We start from the raw sequence: 1,633 nt of genomic DNA, 5'->3' as shown, positions 1-1,633 counted from the left end.
AAGGAATGGGTTTAGGGCGGCAAATACAATTGACTCTGGAAGATGTTGAAGCCATCAAACAACAAATTCCCGGCGTGCGTTTTATTGCCGCCGAAAGCCAGCGCGAAGGTGTGTCTATTGTCTATGAACGTAAAAGTGCGAGCTTTGCAGTTCTGGGTGTGCCCGATGAATATTTCGATGTAAAAGAAAGTATCCCGTTTAATTTCGGGCGCAAAATAAATCCGCTTGATGAGCGCGAACTGCGCAAAATTACCGTGATTGGCAGCGTGGTTGCCGAGCGTTTATTTGGTAAGGATGTTGATCCGGTCAATAAAGATGTGCGCGTTAACGGCGTCATTATGAAAGTTGTCGGTGTTTTTTATGATAAAGGCAATCGCGGCCGCGATTCTGAGCGCATTTATATTCCGCAACCTACGTTCCAAAAAATGTTTGGTGAAAGCAATCGCATCGGCTCGATTTGGTTGCGGCCAGAAATAGGTTTGGATGGTTTTGCACTGGAGAAAAGTGTTATTGAATTACTGCAGCGCCGTCACTCGGTATCACCGGAAGATAAACGTGCCATCCGCTCATTCAATATGGCGGAACCGGCAAAAATGGTGAACGGATTATTCTTTGGTATCAATGCACTTATCTGGTTTGTTGGTATGGGTACGCTCATGGCGGGTATTGTGGGCGTGAGCAATATCATGATTATTACCGTCAAAGAGCGCACCCGCGAAATTGGTATTCGTAAAGCGCTGGGTGCTACACCTTTTAGTATTGTTGGCACTCTGTTGTTTGAATCGATTTTGGTCACCGGAATTGCAGGTTACGCCGGGTTGGTCATGGGTGTTGGTTTAATTGAATTGATTTCGTTTGGATTAAATTCCGCCGGTGCACAACTACCATTTTTTAAAAATCCGGAAATTAATTTTCAGGTAGCGATTACTGCGATTGTGTTGCTGGTGGTAGTAGGTGCATTGGCCGGATTAATGCCAGCACTGCGGGCTGCGAAAATTATGCCCATTGAAGCTATGCGTGCGGATTAACAGGAGCCACTGATGATTATCGATACGGAAAAGTGGCAAGAGATTTTTAAAACCCTCGGCCAACACAAACTGCGTACCGCCTTGACTGCGTTTGGCGTGTTCTGGGGCATTTTTATGCTCACCTTATTGCTCGGTGCCGGCAAAGGTTTGGAAAATGGTGTGAATGAGGGTTTTCCGCGCGTGCCCAATATTGTCTGGGTGTGGGTGCAGGGCAATACGCAATTACCTTATCAAGGTATGCCTATAGGAAGACAGATTACGTTTAAACCGGAAGATGTTGCAGCGATTGAAAAAAATGTGCCCAGTGTCGGTTTTATTCGCGGACAAAATTCGGTGGGCATCTGGAGCGGTACGCCACCCTATGCAGTGCACAAAGATAAAAACGGGACTTTCTTCGTAGAAGGTATACACGCGAAGATGGAAAACATTAACTCCCTGGCGATGATTGAAGGTCGTAGCATTAATGAGTTTGATGATCGCGAAAAACGAAAGACCGTCATTATCGGAACACGCGTGCGCACGCAATTATTTGCTGAAGGTGAGAACCCGATTGGTGCAGATATCACCATCAATGGCATTAGTTTTAAAGTGGTCGGTGTTTTTAA

At 45.8% G+C, this 1,633-nt stretch carries 2 protein-coding genes; both read left to right on the top strand.

The window, feature by feature from the left end:
* A partial coding sequence (locus tag ACWA6V_RS21315; protein ID WP_449524359.1) for an ABC transporter permease occupies window positions 1–1,028 on the top strand: 1,028 nt, incomplete at its 5' end.
* 12 nt (window positions 1,029–1,040) lie between these two features.
* Window positions 1,041–1,633, top strand: a 593-nt coding sequence (locus ACWA6V_RS21310; protein ID WP_449524358.1) for an ABC transporter permease, incomplete at its 3' end; no start/stop codon positions are given.

The organism is Cellvibrio sp., assembly GCF_053579595.1.
The sequence above is the reverse complement of the archived record's forward strand: the minus strand, read 5'-3'. Positions and strand labels throughout refer to the sequence as shown.